15 protein-coding genes are annotated in these 21,943 nt (G+C 45.2%); 7 read left to right on the forward strand and 8 right to left on the reverse strand.

The annotated features are described in order from the left end of the window. From WS42_RS07325 to WS42_RS07340, 4 genes are all read right to left on the reverse strand, one after another. A partial coding sequence (locus WS42_RS07325) for a RagB/SusD family nutrient uptake outer membrane protein (RefSeq protein WP_046450921.1) occupies positions 1-1,266 on the reverse strand: 1,266 nt, incomplete at its 3' end. Between the two features lie 22 nt (positions 1,267-1,288). Next, a complete protein-coding gene (locus WS42_RS07330; RefSeq protein ID WP_046450922.1) occupies positions 1,289-4,750 on the reverse strand; it encodes a TonB-dependent receptor in 3,462 nt (1,153 codons plus the stop codon). A gap of 115 nt (positions 4,751-4,865) precedes the next feature. Then, positions 4,866-6,011, reverse strand: coding sequence for a FecR family protein (locus tag WS42_RS15440; protein ID WP_022161180.1), 1,146 nt, complete (start codon positions 6,009-6,011; stop codon positions 4,866-4,868). Positions 6,012-6,107: 96 nt separating this feature from the next. Beyond that, positions 6,108-6,701 (reverse strand): RNA polymerase sigma-70 factor, encoded by a 594-nt coding sequence (locus WS42_RS07340; protein WP_013613310.1) that lies wholly within the window; start codon positions 6,699-6,701, stop codon positions 6,108-6,110. Between the two features lie 239 nt (positions 6,702-6,940). Here WS42_RS07340 and WS42_RS07345 point away from each other — a divergent pair, with 239 nt between their 5' ends. Both WS42_RS07345 and WS42_RS07350 read left to right on the forward strand, forming a co-directional pair. Further along, on the forward strand, positions 6,941-7,480 hold the full coding sequence (locus WS42_RS07345; RefSeq protein WP_022161181.1) for a hypothetical protein: 540 nt from the start codon (positions 6,941-6,943) through the stop codon (positions 7,478-7,480). A 3-nt stretch (positions 7,481-7,483) separates the two neighbouring features. Beyond that, complete coding sequence (locus WS42_RS07350; RefSeq protein WP_022161182.1) at positions 7,484-8,881, forward strand: calcineurin-like phosphoesterase C-terminal domain-containing protein; 1,398 nt, start codon at positions 7,484-7,486, stop codon at positions 8,879-8,881. A gap of 250 nt (positions 8,882-9,131) precedes the next feature. Here the strand turns inward: WS42_RS07350 and WS42_RS07355 are convergent, their stop codons facing one another. Together WS42_RS07355 and rnhB are read right to left on the reverse strand one after the other, a co-directional pair. After that, positions 9,132-10,640: a GH3 auxin-responsive promoter family protein gene (locus tag WS42_RS07355; protein WP_013613307.1), complete on the reverse strand. Its 1,509-nt coding sequence runs from the start codon at positions 10,638-10,640 to the stop codon at positions 9,132-9,134. 89 nt (positions 10,641-10,729) lie between these two features. Next, positions 10,730-11,329, reverse strand: coding sequence for a ribonuclease HII (gene rnhB / locus WS42_RS07360; RefSeq protein ID WP_022161183.1), 600 nt, complete (start codon positions 11,327-11,329; stop codon positions 10,730-10,732). A gap of 103 nt (positions 11,330-11,432) precedes the next feature. Here rnhB and WS42_RS07365 point away from each other — a divergent pair, with 103 nt between their 5' ends. The 3 genes from WS42_RS07365 (at position 11,433) to WS42_RS07375 (ending at position 16,652) form a co-directional block, all read left to right on the forward strand. After that, on the forward strand, positions 11,433-11,891 hold the full coding sequence (locus WS42_RS07365; RefSeq protein ID WP_013613305.1) for a DUF4268 domain-containing protein: 459 nt from the start codon (positions 11,433-11,435) through the stop codon (positions 11,889-11,891). Positions 11,892-11,985: 94 nt separating this feature from the next. Next, a complete protein-coding gene (locus WS42_RS07370) occupies positions 11,986-15,189 on the forward strand; it encodes a SusC/RagA family TonB-linked outer membrane protein (protein ID WP_046450923.1) in 3,204 nt (1,067 codons plus the stop codon). A gap of 32 nt (positions 15,190-15,221) precedes the next feature. Beyond that, the gene (locus WS42_RS07375; RefSeq protein WP_013613303.1) at positions 15,222-16,652 is read left to right on the forward strand and encodes a SusD/RagB family nutrient-binding outer membrane lipoprotein; all 1,431 of its coding nucleotides are present in this window, start codon (positions 15,222-15,224) and stop codon (positions 16,650-16,652) included. Between the two features lie 114 nt (positions 16,653-16,766). On the opposite strand, the gene WS42_RS07380 is transcribed toward WS42_RS07375, so the two are convergent. Continuing rightward, positions 16,767-18,953, reverse strand: a complete 2,187-nt coding sequence (locus tag WS42_RS07380) for a glutamine synthetase III family protein (protein WP_013613293.1) — start codon at positions 18,951-18,953, stop codon at positions 16,767-16,769. A 288-nt stretch (positions 18,954-19,241) separates the two neighbouring features. On the opposite strand from WS42_RS07380, the gene WS42_RS07385 reads away from it, so the two are divergent. After that, positions 19,242-20,102, forward strand: a complete 861-nt coding sequence (locus WS42_RS07385; protein ID WP_022161185.1) for a pyridoxamine kinase — start codon at positions 19,242-19,244, stop codon at positions 20,100-20,102. Further along, complete coding sequence (locus WS42_RS07390; RefSeq protein WP_046450924.1) at positions 20,099-20,914, forward strand: HAD family hydrolase; 816 nt, start codon at positions 20,099-20,101, stop codon at positions 20,912-20,914. The genes WS42_RS07385 and WS42_RS07390 overlap by 4 nt, the downstream gene beginning before the upstream one ends. Positions 20,915-21,090: 176 nt before the next feature. Here WS42_RS07390 and pyrF read toward each other — a convergent pair whose 3' ends face one another. Beyond that, positions 21,091-21,918: an orotidine-5'-phosphate decarboxylase gene (pyrF, locus tag WS42_RS07395; protein ID WP_013613290.1), complete on the reverse strand. Its 828-nt coding sequence runs from the start codon at positions 21,916-21,918 to the stop codon at positions 21,091-21,093. Between the last annotated feature and the right edge of the window lie 25 nt (positions 21,919-21,943).

The raw sequence follows: 21,943 nt of genomic DNA on the forward strand, positions 1-21,943 counted from the left end.
ATAACAACGGTCGGCAGCAATATGCGCATAAAACCGCGGTTCTCTTTTTAAATGCAATTTCAGTACTTTCTCGTCCATAGCCACCACATCCTTATACCTCTTGTCGTCTTCCGTTCCCATCGTATAACGCTCTTCATACTTCCACCACGCCTTATCCTCTTCTATCGGCAAACCGTGTTCCGTATAATACATTTCCACCATTTTCAGACTCGGAGCCACACATCCTTTCATTTCCATATTATAATCCTCATCCGTACTATTGAAATAAGGACGGGTCCATTTCGGCCAGCCTCCATTTACAAAAGACTCATAGCGGAACATATAAATCGCCTCTGCATTCTCAAAATTCAAGGCTATAGCCGATGCTTCAATATCTTTTATCCGGTCTGTAATCTTGTCGCTCTCACTCGAAATCAGATATTTTCCTCCCCGGTTACAAATAAGTAAGGCCGAATCGACAGCCTCCGCTGCATATCTCCACTTTTCCGGATCTTTCTGCTGGCTGAACAACTTCTCGCCCTTACTATTCACAAAACCGCTATAAGCCGGGTTACCGTTGAACAAAGGCGAAGCTGCATAAAACAAGGTCATCGCCTTCAAGGCTGCAGCCGACTCCAGGCTATGGTAAGCCCACCGGCTTCTCTCTTTATCTTTCATCAAAGGCAAATCTTTCATCGCTTCATCCAAAAGGCTTACAATCTCTTCAACACAAACATCCACCGGACTTCTTTCCTTTTTCATATCCTCGGCCGGAACACCCGGATCGATATTCTCGTCCATCACAACAAAAGGTCCGTAATGACGCAAAAGCTCAAAATAATAATAGGCTTTCAAAGCCTTGATTTCAGCTACCCACAACTTCTTTTCAGCATCCGTCATATTATAAACTCCCCACACTTTTTCAAGAAAAGTATTACAATAACGGATACTGTTATACACAGCATCCCGACGCCACATATTACAGTATGGATCGAACGTACGCTGCAGACCATCCGCGATATACAAACCACTCCAGTTAAAACCGCTCTCCCGCAAATAAGTTCCCGCAACCACTTCATCCGTCCCCATATAAGCCGGATTCGAAATTACGGAAGTGGTAAACGGACTGACCCAGAAATGACAATACTTGAACCAATTCTCCGTTTGGTCCCGTTTCTCAAAGTTACTCTCGATACTTTCAATATTTCCCTCCGGTACAACATCCAAAAATGTACACCCCGGAAATAACAAGACCAAACCAATCAATAATATATTTACATATTTCATAGATAACCACCTTATATTTATATTAGAAACTAAAGTTTAACCCAACGGTATAAGTCTTTTGTATCGGATAGTTAAACGCATCCTCACCCAACTCGACATCCCAAAGCTTGAAATTGGAAATCAGGAAAGGATTGTTCGCCCGCACAAAAAACTTCATATTTTGCAGTCCCCAACGTTCCATCAATTTCTTTGGCATATTGTACGCCAACTCCAACGAAGTACATCTCAGGAAACGGCATTCCCGCATGAAATAAGTACTCTTGCGAACCTCTGTTGCATTTTTATTATACCAATCCTCCTCCGGCGAATGTTCAATCAAATTTTGGGTCGATAAACGAGGCCAGAAAGGTTTCCGGATCATATTATCTTCCGACCAGTGATCCTTATAAATAGCTGTCAACATCGCATGGTCATCCACAAAAGGAGACAATTCGCTCGGGTCCATAAAGAAAGAACGTTTCCCCGACCCCTGAAAAGCAAAACTGAACTCAAAATTACTGTAATTGACAAAACCTGAAAAGCCATAGGTCACACGCGGAGTCTCCGGAAAACCGATATAAGTCACATCATTCACATCAATCTTTCCGTCGTTATTCAAATCCCGGTAACGGATATCTCCTGGCTGGGGCGATCCTGCCTGTACCGGAGCATTTTCGATTTCCGCCTGATCCTGGAAGAGTCCGTCCGAAATATAACCGATTTTCTGCGAAATCTCTTTCCCCACCATTCTTTGCCATGCCGGCTTATTCATCGCTTCCTCGATTTCTTTATACACTACCTTATTATAAGTCAAAGTACCGTTCAGAATCACCCACAAATCTTTGTTAAAAGCATGCTGGATCTTACCCGAAAAGTCTATACCCCTCGACCGGGCCTTACCCATATTATCCAATTGTGGAAGAGCAATACCCGCATGTGCCGGAACAGAGGCACGGTAGCCAATGATATTGTGACGGATCTCCTGGTAAGCATCCAGATTAAACTCAACAACCCCTTTGAACAACTTGGTCTCCAAACCGAAATTCACCTGCTCCGCCACTTCCCACTTCAAATTCGGATTCGCATATCCCTGTACAATCCTGTAAATCGTTGGTCTGCCTCCCGGTTCCGGATTCAATACATTCGTCAAGGTACCCATCGTCTGCAAAAACAAAAAGCGGGGAACCTTAATCACTCCGTCGTTGCCTACCTTGCCATACGAAACCCGCAGCTTCAAAAAGTTCAGCCAATGGGCTGTCCCGTTCATAAAGGGTTCGCTCGATATCACATACGCCAGGCCACCTGCCGGGAATAACCCCCAACGGTTACTCTTTGCAAAACGTTCCGATGCGTTATAACCAAAACTTGCCTCTACAAAATAACGGTCTTTAAACCCATACGTTCCACGCATTGAAAACATCATGTTCCGTTGTGGCATACCTGTCAAGACATTAGACACCGGCGTAAACGTATAATCCTGAGCCTGGAACACCCCTGTCAGTGAGGTCTGATGCTCTTTCCATGCTGCCGTATGCAAAGCACGTGCCTCATACGTAACACGCGTCTCTGTCGTCGAAGCCTTGGCTGTGGGATCTATAGACAAGGCATAACTGGCACCAAAAGGAGACAAATCCTGCAACCGGTGTTTGCCTGTTTCAAAATCATAATTCAACAAAGAATATTTGAAAGGATTGGTTGTAAAACCAGTCGTATAATATCCTGCCTGTGACACAGCCACACTCCCCCGCAACTCCAACCCCTTTACCAGGCTCGATAAGTTATGGATATACTCCGCCCGATTGGTCGTAGAATAGCGAGTCCGTTCCAGATATCCTTTCTGAATCATCATATAAGGATTCTCCTGATTTGCCTCTGTCGTACCGAAACGCAGATGCGGCCACCCATAATTTTCATCTCCCGGATATAAAGGTGCAAAATCTACCGGCGAAGCATTAAACGCTAACTCATACGCCTGATTGACACTAGTCAAAGGACCATGGTATTTATCTATAGTTGTCGACGAATTAATCAATAATTTAATACCGGCTTTCAAATCAATCGTCAAATTCACACGAAAAGCCGTTTGATTATTCGTAATATTACAATCGAAGTCATTCAACTTATCTGTCTTCAACATCCCCTGATCACGGTTGTAATTCACCGAAGCATAGTACTGAATTACCTTCGAACCTCCCCGGATATTCAAACCCGCATGGTGGTTCACATTATAGTTTTTGAATAAAATCTTATACCAGTCATTCGCCGGATAAACCCAAGACGGATACTTTCCCGAGCGGGTCCGGTTGATACGTTCCACACTATATTTCGGCGTTGCCAACGGATCCCGGGTCAAAAGCGCCCGGTTATACATTTTCATATAATCCACCGGATCCACCACATCGATACGCTTTGTCGGCATTGAAAACACCGTCTCGTAACGTGCTGTCGCATACACACTCCCCTCCTGTCCTTTTTTCGTCGTCACCAAAATCACTCCGTTCGCACCACGTGCACCGTACATCGCCGTAGCCGAAGCATCCTTCATCACACTGAATGTTTCGATATCTTCCGGAGCTATACGTGCCAAATCCAGCTTCGACGATTCTACGCCATCCAACAAAATCAAGGGGTCCACATTCGCCCCTGTCTGAAACGACGTAATACCACGGATATAAAATTTCGTATTCATTTCATCTTCCGTTAAAGCCGCCGGCAATCCCCCTGTCTGCCAGCCTACCATACCGGCGATCTTACCGGCAAAACTGCTTGTCAAGTCACTGTTTGACGACTTCAGGTCCATCGGACGTACTGTCGTAATTGCCGACACGACACTCTCTTTTTTCTGTTGTCCGAAAGCCACCACCGTCACCTCTTCCAAATCCTCCGACGCCGGACTCAAAATCACGTTCAAATGTTTATTCTCCTTCACCGGCACCACTTCTGTTTTATAACCGATAAAAGATATCGTCAACACATCGTCCGGACGGGTCATCAAAGAATATTTACCGTCGACATCCGTCGCCACACCTTGTGTCGTTCCATGAATCACAACTGTAGCCCCAACCACTGGATTACCATCCTTATCCGTCACCTTGCCACTCACCGTAATCATCTCTATCTTCGCCACCTCCTGCTGTACCCGTCTCTCACGAATCGTAATCAAATCCTGCTGAATAGCATATTCCAGCCCTACCGGCGTCAATACCTGTTCCAACACCTCCCGCAGATCTAAATTACGTGCCCGCACACTCACTCTACCCTTCGATTTCACCAGCTCGCTGTTATAAAAAAAATCATACTTCGTTTGCTTTTTCAACTCGGTTATCACCTCATTCAGCGTGACATCCGTCATGTTCACCGTAACCGTCGTTCTCTCCTGAGCATGTCCCCTGTAACCAGAAACGAGACAGGTACTCCACAACAGGATTACCAGAAAAGTTTTTAAGATTAACATCCGCCTGCACACAAAATGCCCTGGCGATGCTGTGTCCTGCATTTTTTTCATAAATTTGCTGTGTTTAAATTAAAATTGAATACCTCCGTTTCTTGCAAGGATTTCCGGAGGTATCTTGAACTCCGGCAGGCAGAGGATTGATCAGATCCACTGCCTGCTTTTTCTTTTATCTCTTCCGGACCAAAATCCGGTCATTTTTCACCTCAAACACGACATCCCCCGTGTATTCCAACATTTTCACCAAATCCGCCACCGTCTCATAGCGCTGCAAGCGCCCACTGAACTTTAACCGTTTCAATTCCGGTTCTTCAAAATCCACTCCTACAGCATACCACCGTCCCAGCAACGGCATCAATTCCCCCAACTCCATCTCCTCAAATTCATAATACCCGTCTTTCCACGAGGTAAACAAATGTGTGTCCACCTTTTTATACTCAGTCTCACCCGTTCCCTTCGAATAAGCCACCTGCATTCCCGGTTCCATCACAAACAACCGACCTCCGCAAACCGCTTCTACCTTCCCCTCTACCAAAGTTGTCCTGACCCACTCCCCTTCCGGGTAAGCATTCACATTGAATACAGTCCCCAATACCTTCACCTCCACCTCCTCCGTTTTCACCACAAAGGGATGTTCCGCATCCTTTGTCACTTCCAGATAAGCTTCCCCATTCAAATACACTTCCCGGCTCCCTCCTTCAAAATGATCCGGATACCTCAACGTCGTCCCCGCATTCAAAAATACCTTGGTCCCGTCCGGCAATACAATACTATATTTTTCCCCATAAGGAACATTCAGCGTATAATACTCCGCTTTCTTCGTCTCCTGCCCTCCCAACTCTACAATCAGCGTTCTATTCTCCGTCCGCATCTCTCCGCAACTGTCCGACACCACCCTTACCTTATCGTCCCCCAATACCCGCCTCTCTCCATTCGGCAACACCAACTCTGTCCTACCCTCTACCGTTCTTCCGCCTACCACAACCACCTGTTCTCTTTCCACTCCCCGGATCGATAACCATCCTCCGATTCCCAACGCCACCACCGCAGCCGTCCCGGATATCCACCGCAATAAACGTTTCCGCCCCCGGGCCCGCCGCTCCAACCCCTTCTTCCTCCGGTCCACCAACACTCTCCACATCCCCTCCACCTCATCTTCCTGCTGTGTAAAATCCAGTCTGGCAACAGCACCGACCTTCTCCCTCACCCGCGTAAAAGCAGAATCCGTACAGACTTGCTCCCACTCCTCACTTCCCGGCTCAACCTCTCCCTCCAACAAAGCACGCAACCATCTCTTTTCCTCTTGTTCTACCATAAGTCTATTTTTTATAAAGGCTTTAACTATCTTTTCCCATCTTCTAAACAAGAAGATAGCCGATCAGGGTGAAAAGAAAAATACTTTTTTTGAAAATTATTTTTGCATCAATATAAACAATACTCCCCCAGCAGTCCACTCCCACACAAAATTTTGCCCTCCTAATTCTAATTTCAACTTCCTGTACGCCAACTTAATCTGTGTCTTCACCGTATTCACCGACACTCCCATTTTCTCCGACACTTCTTTATAACTCAACCCATCTACGCATCCCAAAATAAAAATTTCCCTGCATTTCTCCGGCAAACCATCCACCACTTTCCGCAAACGGGCATATTGCACCTCAAACTCCTCCTCCTCATCTGCCGGCACTTCTTCCCCTTCCTCCTCCGTCATTCGTTTTTCCAACAAATAACGTTCCTTCACTTTCTCATGCACCTGATAATTAAGACAAGCATTTTTCACCAAACGTAACAAATAAGGATAAATAGCCCCCGTACACTGAATCTTCCCCCGCTGTTCCCACAAAGTAATAAACGTTCCCTGCACAATATCCCTGGCTTCCTCCCGGTTATTCACAAACCCCATCGCATAAAAAAACAGCTGTTCCGCATAAGTATGAAACAGCACATCGAAAGCCTCCCAACATCCCTCCTGCACCCGCCGGAATAACATCGCTTCCTCTGTCATAGAATTACTGAAAATACCTGAACAAATATAATAATAATATGTCGGGAAAAAAAGTCCATGTTTCCGAAACAAAAATAGGAAACCGAAGGGAAAAAACAAACATGTAACTAACTTTCTTATCCAAACCTACGGTACCCCAAATTTAACCGAATCGAAATAATTTATTCACCAGGCTGTAATTTCTCTGTTCTTACTTTGCATTGAAAAATAAGGAAAATCACATTGAATAAAAAAAGAATATGAAAATTACAATTTTATTTTTAGCACTTATCGCATTAGGGTTCTCGGTAAAAGCTCAACGGATGGCTCTGGCCGATAACAAGACACATGGAACGACTGCAGCTTCAACCAGTACTCCTATACCGGCGAAAACTCCTCAATTTGTATTCACCAATTATGGGATCGACCTGAATCATGCAGACCTGAAAGAATATCCCCAGCACTTCCTCGGGGATCGGATTGCCCGCAAACTGTATGCTACTCAGAAAGTATATGTCCGCCGGCATACAGCAACGGTAGGATTCACCGATAACACGATGGAAATCTATAAACCCGCGATTTATAACTCGGTTATGAAGCTGGACAGTTATTTCAAAAAAGCAGTCCGCCGGCAGGAAATCAACGAACAAACAGCTACGGCAGAACTGTCGAAATGCCTGGATGCAGCCTTTGTCGCTTACTATGAGGAAGAAACCGGAGAGCTCGAAAAAGCCCTGAAAAAGGCCAAATCTCCTGAAGAGATATTAACTGTTTTCAATTCTATCTTAATCAAAGAATAAATCATGAACCTGACAATTTGTTTATCGGCAGCATTTCTGATTCTCAGTCATGCTGCTTTCTGTATGCCTATCCGTGGACAGGTAAAAGCAGGAAATAAAGGATTATCCCATGTCGTCATCACCGACGGAATAAATTTCACCCAGACAGACACAAAAGGGAATTTCCTACTCGACACCGACCAGGAAGCCCGTTTCGTTTACCTCCTGACCCCGGATGGATATGTGGCCGATTACCAATCGGGAACTCCTGAATTTTATCTGCCTTTAGATCCGGAAAAAGAAGATTATATCTTCCAGCTGACCGAGACAGGAAAAAGGAGTCATCATACCCTGCTAGCCATCGCGGACGTACAAACCAAAACGGATGAACAGTTCCAGCGTTTCCAGGCCCAAAGTATTCCAGACCTGAAAGAGATGATTGCAAGTTATCCCCCGGCGACACCGGTCACCGGAATCAGTCTGGGAGATATCGTCTGGGATCATTTCGAACACTTCCCGGTCTACAAAAAAGAAATGGCCCGACTAAAGATACCTTTCTATCCCGTTATCGGTAATCACGACCATGATAAGGAAATCTTGTCGGACAAAGCTTCTGCCCACACCTACGAAAAATATTTCGGTCCGACTTATTATGCTTTTCAGTTAGGAAAAGTCTATTGCATTGTACTCGACAACATCCTCTACGAGGGAAATAAAAAATATACCGAAGCCCTGACGGAGGAACAAATTCAATGGGTAGACCAACTTTTAAAGTACCTTCCGGAAAATGCTCCAATCCTCATCGCCACCCATTCCCCTTTTTATTATGCTGACCGGGGTATCATCCCCGGCGGAGAAGAATTGTTCGGTATTTTGAAAAACCACCCTGTCAGTCTGATCTCAGGGCATACCCACCTGAATTCCAACCATGAAATCAAACCCGGTATTATCGAACACAATATAGGAGCCATCTGCGGAACCTGGTGGACAGCCGATGAAAATCGTGACGGTACCCCTAACGGTTATGATGTTTTCGAAATTACAGGCTCGGAAATAGAATGGTTTTATAAATCCGTAGGCCATGAGCGCAACTGGCAATTTAAAGTATTTCCCCGGGGAACTGTGAAAGAAAAACCGAACAGCGTCATTGCCAAGGTCTGGAACTGGGATAAAAAATGGCAGGTGAAATGGTATGAAGACGGAGCCGCTAAAGGGGCAATGCAACGTTTTAACGGCTATGATCCCGATTATCTGGAATATGTCGGCCGATTGAAGACCGAGAAATATACCCAACCCCAGGAATCTTTCTTTTATTTTGAAGCTACTCCATCTGAAAAAGCCCGGGAAATCGAGATCGAAGTCACCGACCGTTTCGGACATATTTTCCCCCGGCAAAAAGTGGTACTCCTCCCCGATAAATAAACCTTCCGGACATGAAACCGGTATACTCCCACAGCCTCCGGTATAACTCATTCAACAATAAAACAGCCGGAAAACAGCACAGGGGATGGTCTGGAAAAACCGTTGTCTGACCGGCACAAAGCCGCCGGATACAGTTTGGGGAAGCTATCACTTCCCCTCCAATTTTCACAACAAAGCTACCGGTCCGGCTTTAAAAGCTGCAGGCCTACAATCTATAAGCCCCTCCGGAGGCCCTGTCCCTGTCCGAATTTTATTTCCGGTCCAGCAGCAATAACTCTTCAAGATGTGTCCGGTCATTCCAAAGCCGGGGCACTTTGTGTTGTCCTCCCAGTTTACCTTTCTCTTTAAGCCAGTCGTTGAAAAGTCCGGGACGGGCGATATGCAGGCGTAAACGCTCCAGAGATAACAACCGTTTGGCTTCATAATCGGAATTTAATTTTTGAAGTTCCTGATCCAGGATACCGGCAAAATACTCCGGATCGGCAGGAGGTGTATTGAACTCGATCAACCATTCGTGAGCGCCTTTTTTCCCTTCTTCCATAAAGACAGGAGCCGCAGTAAATTCGTAAACATCTGCGCCGGTCTCTGCACATGCCCGTTTGAGCGCCTCTGTTGCATTATCGATGATCAGTTCCTCTCCAAAAGCATTGATAAACAATTTTGTGCGACCGGTAATCCTGAACTTATACGGTTTAACCGAAGTAAATTGAATGGTATCTCCGATCATATAACGCCATAACCCTCCATTGGTCGTAATGATAAGCGCATAATTGACCCCGGTTTCCACTTCTTCCAATAATAAAGTCCGGGGTTTGGTTTTACCGAGCTCACTCATAGGGAGAAATTCATAGTAAACCCCATAGTCCAACATCAGCAACATAGAAGCATCTTCCGGATCATCCTGTAAACCGAAGAAACCTTCCGAAGCGTTGTAGGTTTCCAGATACTTCATCTTAGGATCGGGCAGAAGACGTTTGTATTGTTCCCGGTAAGGAATAAAACTAATCCCACCATGAATAAACAACTCCAGGTTAGGCCACACTTCATGCAGGTTGCTTTTTCCTGTTTTTTCTAAAATTTTATGAATGACCGTCAGAAACCAGGAAGGAACTCCTGCCAGGCAACGGACATCTTCTTTGATCGTCGTCTCACATATCTTCTCGATTTTCTCCTCCCAATTACTCATCAGCATGATAGATGAATCGGGGGTTTTCATCATATTGGCCCAAAAAGGGGTATTAGAAATCATAATGGCCGACAAATCACCGTACTGGCAATGGCTATTACTTTTAGAAACCTCGCTACTCCCCCCCAAAGCCAGAGTCTTTCCACTAAATACCTGTGCTTCCGGATAGAGCCTGTTAAAAATAGCGATGACATCTTTTCCCCCTCTGAAATGACAATTTTCAAGTACAGAAGGACTTACCGGGATGAACTTACTTTTGGCATCGGTAGTCCCCGACGATTTGGCGAACCATTTGATCTCTTCGGGCCAAAGCAAATTATTCTGCCCTTCCATAGTCCGCAGGACCAGATCCCGGATGTCTTCATAATGGACGATCGGTAAACGCTCCCGGTATTGTTCGGCAGTCAAAATAGTGTTGAAGTGATATTTCCGACCATATTCGGTGTTTGCTGCCAGAGTTAATAATTCCTGTAACGTATCCCGTTGTACTTTTATCGGATTGGCTTTGAAAAAGTCAATCTGTGCCAACCGTTTCTGGGTGAAAATACTTAATATCGAATTGATGAAAGCCATATAAAAAGTAAAAGTTTAAAAGGTAAAGGCTAAAAGCAATAAACTAAATACAAAAGAAGGGAGCAAGTTTTAATGCATAGGTTCTTATTTTAAAATTGAATTTTTAACTGTGGGTCCAATAAAGTAAAACTGATACGATGAAATTCCGTAACTCCAGCCTGTTCGATTCCTTTCCGGTGTTCCTGTGTCGGATACCCCTTGTTTTTTTTCCAATTGTAAACGGGAAAAAGAGCATGAAGGTTTTCCATATATTCGTCCCGGTGAGTTTTTGCAAGCACGGAAGCCGCTGCTATGGACATATATTTACCGTCACCTTTAACAATACAAAGGTGAGGAATATCTCTGTATTTTTTAAAACGGTTACCGTCGACAATGATGTGTCCGGGGCGTACTTTCAATTGGTCTAAAGCCCGGTGCATCGCCAGAATAGAAGCATTCAGAATATTGATCTTGTCGATTTCGTGATTATCGACACTAGCCACAGCCCAAGCCAAAGCTTCCCGTTCGATGACCGGACGGAGCCCGGCCCGTTGTTTTTCCGAAAGCTGCTTAGAGTCATTGAGCAATTCGTCGGAAAAATTATCCGGCAGGATTACGGCAGCAGCAAAAACAGGACCTGCCAGACATCCCCTCCCGGCTTCGTCACATCCGGCCTCTATACTGTGATAATCGTATTTTAGTTCTAACATAAGCAATTAAACTAAGGCATAGACGTTATAAACTTTCGCCCAATTAATTCTATCTTTGCAAAGATAATTATTTTCATTTTTTTATATTCAATTTTCAACGATTATGTGGTCGAAGGAGGAAGCAAAAGAGCTTAAAATCAATTTTTGGAATGGATTTAAACGCTATTGTTCCAAACATAAGATTTACCGGAAATGGGTGTTGACAGGAGTTAAAATCAAGTCTACCCAACTCAAATTTTATGCCGATGAACAAAAAGCTCTGGTATTGTTCCAAATCGACCATAAAAACGATTTGAGAAGATACGAAATCTACGAATGTTTTCAGTCTTACCGGAAACTCATGGCAGCGGATTGCGGGGAGGATCTGCATTGGGACGAAGATTACCTCGGCATGGGCGAACGCCCGTTAAGTGTGATTTATTTCGAATTGAAAGATGTCAATCTATACCATCCCGCGGACTGGGATAAAATATATGCTTTCTTCGCTGAAAAAATGCCGTTATTGGAACAAGCTTACTGGGAATACCGCGATCTGATCAATGAGAGGATAAAAAATAGTTGAGTCGTGACGGGTTAACGGAATCTTCACTTTTTTGTAATGATTCCGTTTTTTCTTGAATATACTTTTACACCTGTAAAAAATAATTAAAATTACTATGAAAAGTAGGTGTAAAATCAGTATGACAAAACGAATTTTTACGACTTTATGGGTCTTATGTCTTACCTGTAAGTTAGGTTTCGGGCAAGATATGGTGTTATCGGGCACCGTCAAAGATGTGCAGGGAAGTCCGATGCCCGGGGTGGCCGTCCTGATAAAAGGAACAACGCTGGGAGTGGTAACACAAAATGACGGGACTTATTCTTTATCTATGGGGCAAGCAGATAAAGACGCTGTGCTCGTTTTCAGCTTTTTAGGCTTTAAAACACAGGAATTGAAATGGAACGGCAAAACAGTGATCGATGTTACCCTGGAAGAAGAACGGCAAGAATTGGAAGGCGTAGTAGTCACAGCTTTAGGGATTAAGAGAGAAGAAAAAGGCCTGGGCTATTCCACCCAAACCGTTACTGAAAAGATGATGTCCGATGCGACACCGACCAACTGGGCTTCTGCATTGGTCGGAAAAGTAGCCGGAGCAAATATCCTGTCGACTTCTTCCGGTCCGATCTCCTCCGCCCGGATTACTTTACGCGGGGATGCTTCTTTAAATATCGACGGCAACAATGCCTTGATCGTATTGGACGGAGTGCCTTTAAACAGTCAGATGACAGGTGATGGTTCGAACTCCTACGGAGCCGGAGGTGGTGGTGACGTACCGGTAGATTACGGGAATGGCATAGCCGACATCAATCCGGATGATATCGCCAGTATCCAGGTGCTGAAAGGAGCTACCGCAGCTGCTTTATACGGAAGCCGGGCAGCCAATGGGGTGATGCTCGTGACGACGAAATCAGGCGTGAATAAAAAGAAAAAATACCTGGGAGTGACTTTTAATTCCAACTCCAGTTTCGACCGGGTATTACACTGGCCTGAATTTCAGGAAGAATACGGTCAAGGTGATTTAAAGACCAATGCTTCGGGCAAACTGTATTACTCTTACGGAGATTCTGAAGACGGAGCCGCTTCAGGCAATGTAGCTCTTTCGTTCGGGCCTAAACTGGACGGTTCGCTCTATTATCAATACGACCCCGAAACCCAACAGATGGGTACGGTCCGTACCCCATGGGTGAAGAGAAATCATCGTAAAGCATTCTGGCAAACAGGTTATACACTCGTCAACAGTATTGCGATCGACGGTTCGTCGGAAAAAAGTGCCGTTCGCCTATCGCTTACTTATACCCAAAATGAGTGGATCATGCCGAACACGGGTTTTAACCGGATCGCCGTATCGGGTTCTTTCCAAAACCAGGTAACCAATAAGTTAAGAGTTTCTGCCAAGGTCAATTATGTCAAACGGCAAAGCGACAATCTGCCGGCAACGGGATATAACAACTCCTCCATCCCTTATTTTATGATCCTGACCAATCCGAGCGTCGATGTCCGCTGGTACCAACAACGCTGGGTAAAAGGGAAAGAAGGACGGGAAATATTGCGTCCGTTCAGTCCCTGGTTGGACAATCCTTACGTTATCGCCTACGAATGTTTGAATCCGATGGAAAAACACGGTGTTGTCGCAACCGGTTCGATCATCTATGAATTTTCACCGAAATGGGAATTGATGATCCGTTCCGGTATCGACCTGAGTTTCGATACCCGCGAAATGATCCGTCCTTATGGTCTGAAGAATTTCCCAAAAGGATATTACCAGCAACAAGATGTATTCGGCTACGAAAACAATACGGACGTTCTACTTACCTACCGGAACCAATTGAGTAACAGTTTCAATCTGAGTGTATCGGTAGGAGCCAACCGGATGGACAATAAATACAAAATGCAACAGGCTTACGTAAAAGACCTGATCACTCCGGGAGTTTATAAACTGAGTAACGGAGTCGCTGCCCCAATCACCACCTTTACGGAAAGAAACAAACGGGTAAATAGTGTGTACGGCACAGCCACCTTATCGTATGCCAATAAGATCTTTCTGGATGTAACCGGACGTAACGACTGGTCGAGTACGCTCCCCTCCGGCAACAACTCTTTTTTCTATCCTTCTGTGAGTACGAGTTTTATACTTTCAGACCTATTCCGCCTACCCGAACAAATATCGTTTGCCAAGTTGAGAGCTTCCTGGGCACAGGTAGGAAATGATACCGACCCCTATAAAACAGCCAAATATTATAATACCTCTGCCTTTCCGGGATCGGCTTCCGTATCTCCCACGCTTTACAACGCCAGATTCAAACCCGAAATCTCCAATAGCATAGAGGTCGGATTGGATTGGCGGATGTTCAAGCAGCGTTTCGGACTAGATCTGGCCTTTTATAACAATATCACCCGGAATCAGATTCTCGACGTACCGATGGATCAAACGACCGGTTATACCAAAGCAACGATGAACTCCGGGAAAGTGCGCAACCGCGGTATCGAACTACAACTGGACGGAACCCCGGTAAAAACAAAAAATTTCACCTGGAATTCAACTTTTACCTGGGCGAAAAATTACAACAAGGTATTGTCCCTGGCAGCCGGTTTGACCGATGGACAGACCATTGCTTATACAGGAGGTACTAATTGTGCCCTGATTGCAAAAGTAGGTGGTTCTATCGGTGATATTTACGGTTATAAACTAAAACGGGCCCCTGACGGACAAGTTGTTTGGAAAGACGGGATCACGGCCCGGACAACCGAATTCGAATATGTAGGGAATGCCTATCCCGCCTGGAAAGCCGGTTTCTCGAACGAGTTTTCTTACAAAAATTTCCGGGTAAGCATATTGTTCGACGGTCAATGGGGAGGTATCGTTTATTCCCAGACTCACCATAAAATGACCGAACACGGAACATTGAAACATACCCTGAAATACCGGGAAAACCCCAATTTTGAAGTCGTCGGTGAAGGTGTGATGCTCGATGAACGGGGGCAGTATGTACCCAACAATGTACCGATCTCTGTATCCAAATACTACGCCGATTATTGGAGGCGTGCCAATGTAGAGACCAACTCTTTCGACGCTTCTTTCCTGAAGCTCCGGGAAGCCCGTATCGAATATACGATTCCCTCGGCGGGGTTGAATAAGATCGGTATCGAACGCCTGACCCTCGCCTTGTACGGGCGTAATCTGGCCATGTGGACAAAAGATTTCCCGGTATACGATCCGGAAGTCGCAACCCTGAATAACGGTACCATCGTTCCGGGTTCGGAAATGGGGCAATTACCTTCTACCCGAACCATGGGCTTTAATCTGACACTGAAATTCTGATCATCGTTCGTTAATATTTTAAAAATAGATTTATGTTACGAAAAAAAATAATAGGCCTATTGCTATTGGCAACCGGATGGACTGCTTGTACCCAAAACTTCGACGAGATCAATACCGATCCCAACCGACTGGAAAAAATCGACCCTTCGACTCTGATGACGCCCACCCTTTACGATTTAGCCAATTTCAATTATAACCGGGCCCATAGTTTTACCCATCATTTGATGCAGTTTATGGTCACCACCAGTACTACCGGCGGAGTACATCGTTATGCGGATTTACAGAATGCCGGAAATTCTACCTGGAATACTTATTATCTCCAGCTGACCAATATCAAAGAAATGTATGAATTGGCCGTCGGTGCAGAAAGTAAAAATTATCAGGCGGTAGCCTTGACCTTGAGAGCCTGGGTATATGCCAATCTGACCGACTGCTTCGGAGATGTTCCGATGACTGAAGCTTGCCGGGGAGACGAAGGAATCTTAACTCCGAAGTTCGATACCCAGCAAAAAGTCTACGAACAGGTATTAAGTGATCTGGAAACGGCAAATTCACTTTTCGATGAATCCGAAAGTTTATCTTCTACCGATTTATTATACGACGGGGATGTCAGGAAATGGAGAAAATTCGCCAATTCGCTGCACATGCGAAGTTTACTGAGGCTTTCGAAACGTTCGGAGATGAACAGTCTGGCCAAATTAGCGGAGATGATCGGAAATCCGGTAAAGTATCCGGTATTTGAAAACAATGCAGACGGAGCTTTATTGCCGATATCCGGCATCTCGCCGTACGACTCACCCATTAGCCGGCTCGAAGATTTTCGTTCCAATAAAGCGATGGCTTCCTTTTTTGTAAATACACTGGTGGAGTTGAACGATCCGCGTCTTCCTATTTTTATGGATGAAGCCACCAAAAACGACGGTAGCCAGGAGAAGATCGGTTATAAAGGTTATCCGAGCGGATTTGCTGCCACCGAACGATTCGATTACAATGCTTCCAATATTAATGCAACATTAGGTACGGCACCGATGAAAGTGCTTTTTATGACTTATGCCGAAGTTGAATTCATCAAAGCTGAAATGGCCTGGCGGGGACTGATCACAGACCAGGCAGCCCCCCACTACCGGAAAGCCGTAGAAGCGATAATCGAACAATGGGGAGGGGTAGTCCCCGGAGACTATTTCGACAACCCCAAAGCCACATACGACGGGACACTCGAACGGATACTACTTCAAAAACACCTGGCCGCTTTCTTCTGTGATTATCAGGCCTGGTTCGAATACCGCCGTACAGGTCTCCCGGAAATGAAACCCGGAGCAGGCATGGATAACAACAAAATGGTCCCCGTACGGTTCAACTATCCGGCCACCCTCCAACAAACCAATAAAACCAATTACGAGGCCGCAGTAAAATCGCTGGGAGGACCTGACGATATCAACACCAAAGTCTGGTGGGAAAAATAATATCGCTCAACTACACCAGAATATAGAGAAAACCGCTGACTTGCCCGAAGTTTTGGACAAATCGGCGGTTTATTCCATCGGTCAGACGAATGATACCGTACCCGATCCCTTTTTCTATTTAAAGAAAAGTAATTCCCGGTATTTCGGTAAGGGCCAGATCTCATCGTCGACGAGTAGTTCCAGCTTATCGATGTGATAACGGATTTTATCCAGATACGGTAAAACCGTAGCAGAATAAACCTGAGCCCTTTCCACTTCATTCGAAATAGAATTGTTAGCCACTTTACGGGCTTCGGTCATTTCGTCGACCAAAGTACGGATCTCTTTGATATGGGTAGAAATCTCTTTAATCGCTTTCAACTGCACTTCGCCCACTTCATTATATACATCCGGCAGGATCTCTTTCAACCCTTTCACATTCTCGATCAGGGTATTTTGATAAGTAATCGCTGTCGGGATAATATGATTCAAGGCCAGATCCCCCAATACCCGGGATTCGATCTGTAGTTTTTTCAGATAGATCTCGTTCTTGATTTCAAAACGGGCTTCCAGTTCACGTTCGGTAAAGATCCCGTTCTCTACGAACAATTTTCTGGCTTTCGGAGCCAAGTAAGCTTTGAGCGCCCCCACGCAATCACTATCGACCGACAACCCTCTCCTTTGAGCTTCTTCCTGCCATTCTTTACTATATCCGTTACCTTCAAAACGGATTTTTTTACAAGCAATGATATACTTTCTCAAGACCTGAAAAATCGCTTCGTCTTTTTTCACCCCTCTATCGATCAATGCATCGGCTTCTTTCTTAAAAGCAATCAATTGTTCAGCCACAGCGGTATTGAGTACGATCATCGCTGCACCACAATTGGCAGAAGCACCTACCGCTCTGAATTCGAAACGGTTACCGGTAAAAGCAAAAGGAGAAGTACGGTTGCGGTCGGTATTGTCCCGCATGATTTCAGGAATTTTACCGACATTCAACTTCAATTCGGTCTTTTCATCAGGACTCATCTTCTTACTGCTCACTTTCTGTTCGATTTCGTCCAGAATAGAATCGAGCTGCTGTCCCAGGAATACGGACATAATCACCGGTGGTGCCTCATCCCCTCCCAAACGGCGCTCATTTCCCAAAGAAACGATACAAGCTTTAAACAAGGCCTCCTGTTCCAATACAGCTTTTGTAGTAGCGACCAAGAAAACGAGGAATTGCATATTGGACTTCGGGTTCTTCCCCGGAGACAACAAATTCACTCCGGTATCCGTCAGTAAAGACCAATTGTTGTGTTTACCCGAACCGTTGATTCCTTTATAAGGTTTTTCATGCAACAATACCCGGAACTTATGATGTTTGGCAATCCGCTTCATCGTAGACATCAATAACTGATTATGATCCACAGCCAGGTTCGCTTCCTCGAAAATCGGTGCCAGTTCGAACTGATTCGGAGCACATTCATTGTGACGGGTTTTTGCCGGAATGCCCAGCCGATGGCACTCGTATTCGAGTTCATCCATAAAAGCATTTACCCGCTCGGGAATAGCCCCGAAATAATGATCTTCCAGCTGCTGATCTTTAGCTGCCGAATGGCCCATCAAAGTACGGCCGCACAATTTCAGGTCAGGCCGGGCATTGAACAAGGCTTCGTCGACCAGAAAATATTCCTGTTCCCATCCCAAGGTTGCCGTCACTTTTTCCACATCTTTATCGAAATACTGGCAAATGCCGACAGCTGCCTTGTCGATCAACGCCAAGGCCTTCAACATCGGCGTTTTATAATCCAGGGCTTCGCCCGTATAAGCCACGAATACCGTCGGTATACACAAGGTGTTGTTGTTGATGAAAGCAGGAGATCCCGGATCCCAGGCGGTATATCCTCTGGCTTCAAAAGTATTCCGGATACCGCCGTTCGGAAAACTCGATGCATCGGGCTCTTGCTGTACCAGCATCCGGCCGTCGAAGGCTTCTATCATACTTCCGTTTTTTTGCAAATCGATAAACCCATCGTGTTTTTCTGCCGTAGCTCCGTTCAGGGGATGAAACCAGTGAGTGTAATGGGTTGCTCCCTTTTCTACAGCCCAGGCTTTCATCGCTGCAGCAACCTGATCGGCCAGTCCCCTGTCTATCGTCCCACCTTCTATCATCACCTTTTCCAATTTCTTGAAAGCTTCTATAGACAAATACTGACGCATTTTCTCTATGGTAAGTACATCACATCCGAAAATTTCAGATACCCGTCGCCGTTTTGGGACTTCTAAAGGTTTCCGATGAGCCAGCTCTTCTAATGCCGAGAATCTTATTTTTGCCATACAATCGATAAAAGATTAATTTTTTATATAACACCATTATTTTTCAGGGGCAAAAATAGAAAATAATACTATATTTTTACACATACCCCTCAAAATTACACACAAACACTTCAATTATCGAGAGTCTACACAAAATTGCGGAACGGATCTTCAGTCCGGTGGAGCCAAAATCCCGGATATACTTAGTTTATAAAGTTTAAAAAAAGCCCACAAGGTTCAGGGAGTTCATAAACCTTATGGACTTTCGACTTATTTATCCTACTTTTGCACAAACAGATATTCTCGACTATGAAAAAAATTGCCGCAATACACGATTTGTCAGGTTATGGCCGGGCCTCCCTGACAGTCGCCATCCCCATTCTTTCTTATATGGGGTATCAGGTTTGCCCTCTCCCCACGGCTATTTTATCCGCCCACAGCGAATACAAAGATTTCCGTAGCTTCGATCTGACCGACCAGATGCAGGGGATCATCGATCATTGGAAAGAACTGGACTTACATTTCGATGCTTTGTATTCGGGTTATCTGGCATCGGAAAAACAAATGAATATCGTATCCGGATTTTTCGATGATTTCAGTCAGGACGACAATTTCATCTTAGTCGATCCTGTTTTAGGAGACCACGGTAAACTCTATCCGGGGATGGATACCGGCATGATAACAGGGATGCGCGAACTGTGTAAAAAAGCGAATGTGATCACACCCAACCTGACGGAAGCGGCCTTTCTTTTAGATACGGCGCCATCTCCTCACACCCCCCCGGCCGAAGCGATCGAATGGTGTAAAGCCCTCAGTAAACTCGGGCCGGAATATGTTATCATCACTTCGGCTCCGTCGGGAAATGAAAAAAAAGTGGCTACGCTCGCTTATAATAAGAACGACGAACGCCTGTGGCGGGTGAGCAGCGATTACGTTGCAGCCAGTTATCCGGGTACCGGTGATGCTTTCGCGAGCGTCATCACCGGTTGTCTGCTCAACGGCGACAGTTTACCCGAAGCGATCGAACGGGCTGTACACTTCATCAACATGGGAATCAAGGCGACCTTCGGATATGCCCACAATCCCTTAGACGGGATGAACCAGGAAAAAGTGCTTCACTACCTGAACGAATCCCTGCCCTATTTCACTTACGAACTATTGCCCGGATGATCAAAGCGATTATTACCGATCTGGACGGTACACTTCTTCCCAGAGGCGGGAGCATCAGTGCCGATACCCTGGAAGCCTTCCGGCTAGCCGGGAATAAAGGATGTATCCGGATCATTGCCACAGGCCGCAACCTGTATTCCGCCCTCAAAATATTACCTGCCGGTTTTCCGATAGATTATCTGGTTTTCTCTTCCGGTGCCGGTACACTACGTTGGAGCGATCGCCGATTGCTGTCGGCTCATCACCTCAGTATGTCCGAGACCCGGGAAATAGCCTCTTATCTTTGGGAATATAATATCAATTTCACCATCCAACGGGAAATCCCGGATAACCATTATTTTTATTACACAACCCTTTACCCGATACATCCCGATTACCAAAAACGCCTGGCCACCTACCGGCCTTTCGGAAGCCCGATAGAATCACCGGCCGGCATACAGGGTAAAGCCACCCAATTCGTGATGATTCTCGATGCCCTGCAATTACGGTTACTAGAAAAAATCCGTTCGGATTTAGCCGGTTATTCCGTAGTACGCTCCACTTCGCCTTTAGACAACCGGGCGATCTGGCTGGAAATTTTTGCCGGCGGTATCCATAAAGGCAATAGCTGTCAAACTCTTTTAAAAAAACTGAATATCAATTGTAAAGAGGTTGCCGGACTAGGCAATGATTATAATGATATCGATTTTCTGGATATTTGTGCCGAAGCCTATTTGGTAGCCAATGCCCCGGTTAATTTACAAAGACACTATAAATTAGTAAAATCGGACAAAGAAGAAGGATTTACAGAATTTATATCCAAAGTATTATAATTCCAGAAACGTTCCCGAAACTTTTTGTCAGAAAAAATTCACTTTATCATAGCCGAACGAACTTTTAGTTCTACCGGTAAAACTTTAGTTTTCCGATTCAGCTTCTCTGCCGAGAATCCGGAGTTTTTTGCCAGACCGAACTCAAGGTTCACCCGACTATGACAAAAGGAACCAGCCTATAATACTTTCCCTTCCACTAACAACCGCTCCATATCTTTTTGCAGTTTAAACGCTTCTTCCCGTGCACGTACGGCAAAATTTTCTGTACGGTCGGCAAAAATAATGCCCCGGGAAGAGTTGACAATCAAACCACAATGTGCATTCATTCCATATTTTGCCACTTCTTCGAGACTTCCGCCCTGAGCTCCGACTCCCGGCACCAACAGAAAATGATCGGGCACGATCCGGCGGATTCCGGCCAGCATCTCGGCTTTTGTCGCTCCGACAACGTACATCATATTCCGGGCATTCCCCCAGTCCTGTGATTTTTCGAGTACCTTTTCATACAATTTCATCCCTTCGCTTTCAAAAAACTGGAAGTCATAAGCTCCTTTATTGGAAGTCAAGGCCAGAAGTACAACCCACTTTCCCTCATATTGCAGGAAAGGAGTCACCGAATCTTCTCCCATATAGGGAGCCACCGTGATCGAATCGAAAGCAAGAGTTTCCAGAAAAGCTTTGGCATACATCTGCGAAGTATTTCCGATATCCCCCCGCTTAGCATCCGCAATAGTAAAAATATCCGGGTAACTCGTCCGGATATAGTGTATAGTCTTCTCCAGACTTTTCCATCCTTCGACACCCCGGCTTTCATAAAAAGCGATATTGGGTTTATAGGCGATAGCCACCTCGGCCGTCGCATCGATAACGGCTTTATTAAATTCAAAAACAGGATCTTCCAACTGTAGCAAATGCGGGGGAATCTTAGCGATATCCGAGTCTAAGCCGACACAAAGGAAGGATTTCTTTGCCTTTATCTGTTCAAATAATTGATTATAATCCATATGATTTAATTGTAAATGATAAATC

The sequence above is a fragment of the Odoribacter sp. N54.MGS-14 genome, assembly GCF_000980295.1.
Taxonomy (GTDB): Bacteria; Bacteroidota; Bacteroidia; order Bacteroidales; family Marinifilaceae; genus Odoribacter; species Odoribacter splanchnicus.